Genomic DNA, 8328 nt, shown 5'->3' on the forward strand with positions numbered 1-8328 from the left:
CCACAAACCGGCAAGCACAAGCCGGTAAGACCGCTCCAGAGTTCAAGGGCCAGAGATGAAGAAGGGGATTACGGGGTGCTGACCGGAATGGACAGGTTTCGCTCGGGCCGTGCCTGTCAATGTCGTCCATTATGCATTTCAAGTGCACCATGGCCGATGATTCGCCATACTCCACATGGGCGTGGTCTGCGGCAGATTGCGGGTCCCGTGATCCTTAAAGCGAAAGGCTGCCCGGGAGAGTTAGGAGCGCGCGAGCGGGGAAGTGAGGGTCAAAGACATCAAGGGAGGGAACGGAGCGAAGCTCGCCTGGAAGAGTTATTCAAGAACCATAAGAGTCTTCGGCGTCTTAGGTGCCGGAGTCCGAGGCCCGGCACGCGTGCAGGCATGCACGAGTGAAGTACAGGCAGTCCCGCTTAAGTCTCTCTTTCTGTCTCTCTTCGCGTTTTCCGCGAACTCGAGCGAAGCGGGAGAAAGGCAGGTCTTTCAAGCCGGCTTTGCGAGAGCGCCTGACCGTTGACGGTCAGACGCCTTCCGGAAGTTTCGACGCCATCAGCCTTCTTCGGTCAAGCTTGCGGCCATCCACGATGAATGTGCCGTCGCCGACGGCGTGGACGGTTCGCTTTTCTTTGCGCGAGGTGTCGAAGTGTGCGGCGAGGGCTTCGAGGACGACGATGTTGTGTTTCCTGATGATGTCGATGACCCTGCACTCGATGTTGGCGAGGCATTCCTTTATCAATGGTGCTTTGACTATCTTGCCTTTTACGGGAGTGAGCTTGAATTTCGCGAATTTGTCCGTATCGGCGCCGGAGCATGTTCCGATTCCGACGACCTTGTCGAGCATGTCGACCGTGGGGACCGCGATAACGCACTCCCTCGTTTTCCGGAGGGCCTTGAATGAATAATTCCATTCCCCGGTCGTCATGGCAAAGACCGGCGTGAAGTCCACCACCATCGTCCACGAGATCGTCATGACGTTGTCCTTCTTTCCATCATTCGTCGTAACAAGGACAACGGGCCCCGGCTCCAACAAAGTAAAGGCTTTGCCTATCTCCAATTCTTCCATGAGAGCACCTCCCCTGTTCTTACGAATACTATATACATTCGTCCAAACCTGACAAGCCATGCTCTGACCTTATCGCATGAAGGACAGCGCATTTCTCGTGTCTACATGTGTCTTGCTGATGGTAGAGGACGAGAATGCATGATTCTTCTCTCTCCCGCCGAAGGGCGGGACGAGAAGGCCGCCAGATCCTGGGAGGCTCCAGGATCTGGCGGCAGCTTTTCTCTCTTTTCTCCTCTCTTTGCGATCTTAAGCGAACTCGAGCGAAGCGGGCGAGAGGCAAGTCTTTTCTGTTACGGCGGGCACTTCGCACAGATGGATCTGAACTGCATCGTCGAGAGGTAGCGGTCCCCGCGGTCGGGGAAGAGGACCACTATGGTCCCGTGGTCGATCATCTTCGCGAGGCGCAGGGCCACGGCCGCGGCGGCGCCGCTCGATGTGCCCACGAATATCCCTTCTCTCTGGGCGAGCTGGCCCGTCATCTCGAAGGCCTCGCCGTCCTCGACCATTTCCTTGAGGTCGAGTTCGTCCCTCTTGTAGATGGGGGGTATTATGGATTCGCGCATGTTCTTGAGGCCCTGAATGGTGTGGCCCATGACGGGCTCGACGCCGACTATCTTGATGCCGGGCTTGACTGACTTGAGGTAGCGGCCCGTTCCCATGAGGGTGCCTGTCGTTCCCATGCCGGCCACGAAGTAATCGATCTCCCCGCCCGTTTGGCGGAAGATCTCGGGACCCGTTGTCTCGAAATGGGCGAGGACGTTGTCGGGGTTCTCGTACTGGTTGGGCATGTAGTACTTGCCCGGCTCTTCATGGAGGAGTGTGTGGGCCTGCCTGATGGCACCGTCTATGTTTTCCTTGGCGGGTGTCAGAAAAACGTTCGAGCCGAGGCCCTGGAGGATGAGACGGCGTTCCGTGCTCACGCACGCGGGCATGCACAGCTCGACGCGGTATCCTTTCGCGGCGCCTATCATGGCGATGGCGATGCCCGTGTTGCCCGACGTGGGTTCGAGGATCGTCTTATCCTTCGTGAGCTCTCCCCTTTCCTCTGCCTTGGTTATCATGTAGAGGGCGGGACGGTCTTTGACGGACCCGCCGGGGTTACAGCCTTCCAGTTTACAGAGTATCGTGACGTTGGGATTGGGGTTGATGTTGCAAAGTTCCACGAGTGGCGTGTTGCCGATTGCGGAGAGAATGTTCATCGATCGTTGACCTCTCATAACACTTGGTATCTATGAGAGATTCTAACAGAACGGAAGGCCGCAGACAAGAGAAATCAGGGACGCGGGCCTGTTCCAGGCGCGCGCGTCCCTGGCGGGAACATCATTTGGTTGCGGGGCTGCACACGGGGTTGGGGAAACAGTGGAGCTGGCACGCTCCCACCTTGACCTGGAACTCGTTGAGAAGATCGCCCATATCGCCGTATGAGAGTCCTTCCGCGTCCGCGAGCTTCATCGCCTGTTCGCAGGATATCTTTCCGTCGGCGCCGACGCGGGTCTTCACTTTTTCCAGTATCGCCTGTTTGTCCATTCTGTCCTCCTTATGGTGTGTATCATGGCGAAGTCGCACGACCTTCTCCGCAAAGCTGTCCGGATCCCGGATCAAGTCCGGGGTGGCGGCTGGAGAGAGACCTCATTTCGCCGCTATTTCCCTTCCGAACTGCACCGCCTGCGCCAGCTCGTCATCACCGGGCTGCCACATCGTCCGCAAGCCCTCATGGACAACCTCGAACCCGGACTTTCCGAGGGCTTCGTTCAGCACCTTCACCGACTCGCCGCTCCAGCCGTAGCAGCCGAAGGCGGCCGCCTTCTTGTTCCTGAACCTGAGTCCGGCGGCCATCTCTATCAAAGCCGCCATCGCGTTGAGGATGCCCCTGTTGATGGTCGGCGAGCCGAAGAGAACGGTCTTCGACTTGAATATCTCCGTGACAACGTCGTTGATGTCGCTCCGGGCTATGTTGCGGAGCTTTACCGTCACCTTTCCGTCCTTCTCCTTTATGCCCTTCGCTATGGCCTCGGCAAGCCTTCGCGTGCCGTCCCACATCGTGTCGTACACGAGGGTTGTCTGGTCCTCCTGGTAGCCGTCCGCCCACTCGAGGTACTTGTGGACGATCTGCAGGGGGTTGTCGCGCCAGATGACGCCGTGGCTCGGGCAGATGGCGTTGACAGGGAGGCCGAGACCGACCACCTCGTTTATCTTCTTTGTCACGAGGGGCGAAAAGGGCGTGAGGATGTTGGCGTAGTACTTGATGGCCTCCTCGAAGAGTTCGGATTGCACGACGAGGTCGTTGAAGATGTGCTCGCTGGCGATGTGCTGCCCGAAGGCGTCGTTGGAGAAGAGGATCGCGTCGCCCGTGAGATATTCCATCATCGTGTCCGGCCAGTGAAGCATGGGCGCCTCGATGAAGACAAGCTCTTTCTTCCCGAGACTCAGCTTGTCCCCCGTCTTCACCACGTGGAAGTTCCAGTCCTGATGGTAGTGGCCCTTGAGCGATTTCACTCCGTTCGCGGTGCAGTAGACGGGTTTGTCCGGTATATGCCGCATGAGCTCCGGCATGGCGCCCGAGTGGTCCATCTCCGCATGATTGGCGATGACGAAGTCTATGGAGCCAAGGTCGATCTCCTTCGCCAGGTTGTGGACGAACTCGCCGGCGAAGGGCATCCAGACCGTGTCGATGAGGGCCGTCTTCTCATCGCGAACAAGGTACGAGTTATAGGACGAACCGCGGTGGGTCGAATACTCCTCTCCGTGGAACTTTCGAAGCTCCCAGTCTATCTTCCCTACCCAGTGAACGTTCGGAGCTATTTCAAATTTCATGACACCCCTCCTCTTTCACTCTGATTGCTGTACCTGTGCCCCATTTTACTCCAGATCATCTTGTAAGTCACTTGACTTAAGTCAAGAGCCCCGGGAAAAGACAGTTGAAGCCGCTTGAACAGCTTGAACCGCTTGAACCGCTTGAACGGAAAAGGCCAGGAAAGACAAAAATGGTTGTAACCGCTTGAATGACGAAGACGAAAAGGATCTCCGGATCAAAACCGGGATGACGACAGTGTCCCACTTTTTTTTGCCTCTGACGTTCAAGCGGTTCAAGCGGCTCAATCCGTCTTTAGACCACCGGATGATTCTTCCTCAACCATTCCCTGATACGGGGACATTCAAGAGGTTCGGTGCCGCAGTAGCCGGTGGACTGTTTTTTCTCCGTGCATGATGAGCAGACCTGCCAGTGGCCGCAATTGATGCCGGTGAGGAGGGACGAATCGCATTCGAGGCACCACAGGTACCCGCATTCAACGCACAGGCCGACGGTCGCGTCGCCGATGGCGTCTATGGTGGAGCAGTCCATCGTGTTCGCGTCGCCGCAGTGGGGACAGGAAGAGACCGGTGTCCCGCGAAAGTTCCTCTGGACCGTGCGGTTCCTTTCGACGGCGATCAGGAGCGCGTCCTGAATGTCGTCGGAGAGAAGCTCCCACATCCTCAGGAGATTACCTGGTATTGCCTTGCCCATGGATTGAGACCCCTTCTCGGCAGATTTGGAGTGGATTACGGAAGTATTCTATCACAAATGGAACAGGAACCAAATGAGAAGATAACAACCAACTGGGAAGACAATGACCAATTGACCAAATTCCAATGACCAATGAAAAAGATAATGACCAATTCACCAATAACCAATTGAACAAACGGAAGGGCAAGACCGCCTGTCTCACGTTTGGTTATTGGTTATTATTAGTTTTTCTGGTTATTGGAATTTGGTCATTGGTCATTCTTTTCTCATCCGATTATCGTTTCTTGACCAACGCCGTGACCGCAAAGGTGGCGCAGGCGAGGAAGACCACGGGGACGCAGATGACGAGGAGGCCCGTCGAGACGCGGTAGTGGTCGCCGATCCACCCGATGGTTATGGGGGAGAGAGAGGCGATGGCGTAGGACCACGTGGTGAGCACGCCGAGGGCGAGACCCCGGGTGCGGGCGAAGGTGAGGCCCGTGAAGGTCCAGAGGGAGCCCATCACGGCGCAGCCCACAAAACCGGTGAAGAAGGTGATGGAACTCCGGACGGCGGCGTTGTCGACCTTGAGGATCAGCATGAGGCACAATCCCATTATGATGCCGCCGGTGATGCCTACCTTACGGTACCCCAGTCTGTCGGAGATGTGGCCCATCGTCGGGCGGCCTATGAACTGGCCCACACCCCAGAGGCCCGCGACGAGGCCCGCCATCGACGCCGTCATGCCCACCTCCGTCTTCAGGAAGACGGGGTACCACATGGCAAAGCCGAACTCTCCCGATATCTGGAACATCGCGGTGAAACTCACGAGAAAGAGCATGATGAGGCTTGACCGCTCCAGTATGGACGGGTCGAGGAGCTTGCCGCCGGGGTGCCGCTCCCGTTTCTCCTCGGGCCACACGATGAGGAGCACGGCGGCGAGGATGATGCCGGCGATACCTGTGGCCATGAAGGGGATGCGCCAGTTCCCGGTCACGTCGAGGAGCCATCCCGCCAGGGCGGGGCCGGTGAACCAGCCGAATGACGTGCCCGATGACATGAAGGTGACGTAGAACCCGGGCCTCTCGGGGAAGAGCTCCATGGTGAAGGCGATCATGGGGATGAAGAAAAAGCCCTCTATGAGGCCCGTCACGAAGCGGAAAAGGAAGAGCTGCCCCGTGGAGTTGGCGAGGCCGGATACGACCGTCATCGCCGAGAGCCCGAACATGCCGAAGAGGACGACGTATCTCCTTCCGAACCTGTCGGAGATGAGACCGGCGATGATGGGCGTCAGCATGTAGCCCCACAGCGAGCCAGCTCCGACGATGCCGAGCGTGGTCTTGTCCGTGCCGAAGGTCCCCATGAGGGAGGGGATCAGCGGCCCGAAGATCCACCTCTGGGTGAAGTAGAGCACCATCCCTACCCAGCCGACAAAGAAGAAGAGGTGCTTGTGCGACCTTACGGAAGACAGAAGGCACCCTTTTCGTAGATAACGATCTCCCTGCCGTTCCTGAGGCGCGCCGTCACGGTCTTTGCCTCGGTGTTGACGAGGTCCCAGTGAAGCGCCGAGTCGTTGAAGCCGAGCTTTCGCTTCATCTCCCCCGTCAGTTTGGCCGGGTTGCCGCTGAAGGTGTCGCTGTAGGATGCCCCGAGAGCGAGGTGGCAGTTCCCCTCGCGCCCGCCGAAGTTCTCATCGAAGAGGGTGTCCGCCATGAAACGGTCGATGAGGGAGAAGCGCCTGTCCGTGAGGGAGAATTCCCCAACTCTGGAGGCCCCCCTGTCCATGGCTATCTGTTTCCTGAGAAATTCGGCACCCTTCTTCGCGTCCGCGTCGACGACCTTTCCCTTTCTGAACACAAGACGCACGCCCTCGATGTAGTTGCCGCTCCGGAAGGATGGCAGGTTCGCGTAGTAGATGCCTTCCGTGCCCCGCCAGTCGGGTGAGAGGAAGACCTCGAAGCTGGGGATGTTGTGTCCCGAAATGCCGGCCCATTTGCGCATCTCCCCCGGGGTGAGGACGAGGTCGATGTTCTTCGCGTTCACCCGGAGATAGCGCACCTTGAGGCCGGTGAGCCATTTCTTGATGCGTGTCGCCTCGGCGTGGACGGCGTTCCATTTTTTCACGGGGTTCTTCTCGTCGAGAAAGCAGGCCTTGACGATCTGCGCGGCATAGGCCGCAACGGACATCTTCGCCTGTTTCGCGAGCCCGGCGGTGGGATAGGTGCACAGCGTCCAGCTGTAGACCCCCTTTTCCTCCCTTCTGTCGAGGATGTCCCGGAAGACCTTTCGGGATACGAGGACCTTGCTTATCCGCATGGGGTCGATGTCCTTGAGGTGGGTGAGGGACTCGGGTGCGCGCAGGTATATTCTCCCGTTGATCTTCTCGTAGAGTTCCCTGTCTCCCGGAGGCAGCCAGGCGAGGTGCCGGTCCGTCGCCTTCTCGTAAAAGGAGCGCTCCATGAAGGTGGTGAGACCCATGCGCTGGAGGGGATACATGCCCCGGTCGAGGATCTTCGCGTAGAGAACCTCCGCGAGGCCCGTGGCCGGGGGGTCGTACTGGAGAAAGATGACATCCCCTTTCCTGAAACGTCCCTTCCGGGCCGTGGTGAGTCCCCAGAGGAGCACGTCGGCATACCTGTCGAGTGTGTCGCTGTCAAGCATGTTCCCTTTTCCTCCCGCTTTCCGTCAGCATCCGGTAGAGACCGTCGGCGAACCGTTTTCTTGCTCCGGGCCCTCGTTTTTCGTTGACGAGGTCCCGGGTCCGAAACTCAGCGACGAAATCCGCAAGGCTCGGGTCGTCGCGCGCCCACTCGTAGAGTTTCAGGAAGTCCTCCAGGGTGGAGAAATCATTCCTCGTGGTGTAGAACAAGCCGCACTTCGAGCAGATGTGACCCTTGAGGGCGAACATCGTGACAGGCTCCCTGCCGCCGTCCTCATGCCAGCACCCCCCCATGGCATGTGTGAGAAAGCGGTCCCTCTCTTCGTTGACGATGTCCCCCGTGGGTAGGACGAAGCTGATCTTCATGTGTGCTCCCTTAACAGCGGTTGCCCGCTCGACATCCGTTATTCCGAGAATACCTGCGCCGAAAAGACGTAGACCTTCGTTTCCCTGTCCTTCCACGCGTTTTCCGGCAGGCCGGCCTTTGCACAGGTATTCTGCAGGAATTCCTCCCGGCCCCATTTGTACTGGGTGGCCACCTGCGGCAGCAGGAGGCCCGTGTTTCCCCCTTTGACGATATACAGACCGTGGGTTCCCACCTTGATCTCATCCACCGAGGTGATAAGCTTCAGGGGTGACATCACGGATATCTCGATGGTGATGTCTTTGAGCTCGCCCTTCGTGACGGGAGGGAACCTCATGTCCCTCGACGATGCCGCGACGGTCATTTCCACTACCGACCGGTACAGGGGTGCCACGGGTTTGATATAGCCGATGCATCCCCTGAGCTGCCTGTGGATCGTGAGTGTCACGAAGACGCCTCTTCTTTCGAGGAGCCTCGGCTCCCGGACGTCGATGTCGGGGACGGTCTTTGATGAGACGTATTCCTCGAGGGTCTTCCGGGCGACGGCAAGGAGCCGTTTCTTCTCGGCCGCCGCAAGAGGTGAGGAGGCCTTGCCGTCGGGCTGCCAGAAGGCCACCGAACCGTAACCCACCACCCTCGTCCTGTCCCCCGCCGTGTCTCCCGAGTTCGTGTAGTGAAGGACCTGTGCCTGTGCCCCCAGCTTCGCCGCCGCCATCATGGAGGCAGCGACCGCCGTCGCGCCGCAGAGCTCGTTCTCC

General features: G+C 58.5%; 9 protein-coding genes. All 9 read right to left on the reverse strand.

Annotated elements, in window-relative coordinates; all coding sequences use genetic code 11:
- Positions 1–520: 520 nt before the first annotated feature.
- Positions 521–1063, reverse strand: a complete 543-nt coding sequence (locus GXX82_09780) for a flavin reductase family protein (protein NLT23325.1) — start codon at positions 1061–1063, stop codon at positions 521–523.
- Positions 1064–1353: 290 nt separating this feature from the next.
- The gene (locus tag GXX82_09785; GenBank protein NLT23326.1) at positions 1354–2262 is read right to left on the reverse strand and encodes a cysteine synthase family protein; all 909 of its coding nucleotides are present in this window, start codon (positions 2260–2262) and stop codon (positions 1354–1356) included.
- A 121-nt stretch (positions 2263–2383) separates the two neighbouring features.
- The gene (locus GXX82_09790) at positions 2384–2590 is read right to left on the reverse strand and encodes a hypothetical protein (GenBank protein NLT23327.1); all 207 of its coding nucleotides are present in this window, start codon (positions 2588–2590) and stop codon (positions 2384–2386) included.
- A gap of 102 nt (positions 2591–2692) precedes the next feature.
- Positions 2693–3877 (reverse strand): anaerobic nitric oxide reductase flavorubredoxin, encoded by a 1185-nt coding sequence (locus GXX82_09795; GenBank protein NLT23328.1) that lies wholly within the window; start codon positions 3875–3877, stop codon positions 2693–2695.
- 292 nt (positions 3878–4169) lie between these two features.
- The gene (locus GXX82_09800; GenBank protein ID NLT23329.1) at positions 4170–4568 is read right to left on the reverse strand and encodes a hypothetical protein; all 399 of its coding nucleotides are present in this window, start codon (positions 4566–4568) and stop codon (positions 4170–4172) included.
- Positions 4569–4842: 274 nt separating this feature from the next.
- Positions 4843–5964 (reverse strand): MFS transporter, encoded by a 1122-nt coding sequence (locus GXX82_09805; protein NLT23330.1) that lies wholly within the window; start codon positions 5962–5964, stop codon positions 4843–4845.
- A 41-nt stretch (positions 5965–6005) separates the two neighbouring features.
- Positions 6006–7208 (reverse strand): aminopeptidase, encoded by a 1203-nt coding sequence (locus GXX82_09810; GenBank protein ID NLT23331.1) that lies wholly within the window; start codon positions 7206–7208, stop codon positions 6006–6008.
- Positions 7201–7572 (reverse strand): hypothetical protein, encoded by a 372-nt coding sequence (locus tag GXX82_09815; protein ID NLT23332.1) that lies wholly within the window; start codon positions 7570–7572, stop codon positions 7201–7203. Before GXX82_09815 ends, GXX82_09810 begins: the two co-directional genes overlap by 8 nt.
- A 38-nt stretch (positions 7573–7610) precedes the next feature.
- Positions 7611–8285, reverse strand: a complete 675-nt coding sequence (gene amrA / locus GXX82_09820; GenBank protein NLT23333.1) for an AmmeMemoRadiSam system protein A — start codon at positions 8283–8285, stop codon at positions 7611–7613.
- Positions 8286–8328 lie beyond the last annotated feature (43 nt).

This window comes from Syntrophorhabdus sp. (assembly GCA_012719415.1).
Classification (GTDB): domain Bacteria; phylum Desulfobacterota; class Syntrophorhabdia; order Syntrophorhabdales; family Syntrophorhabdaceae; genus Delta-02.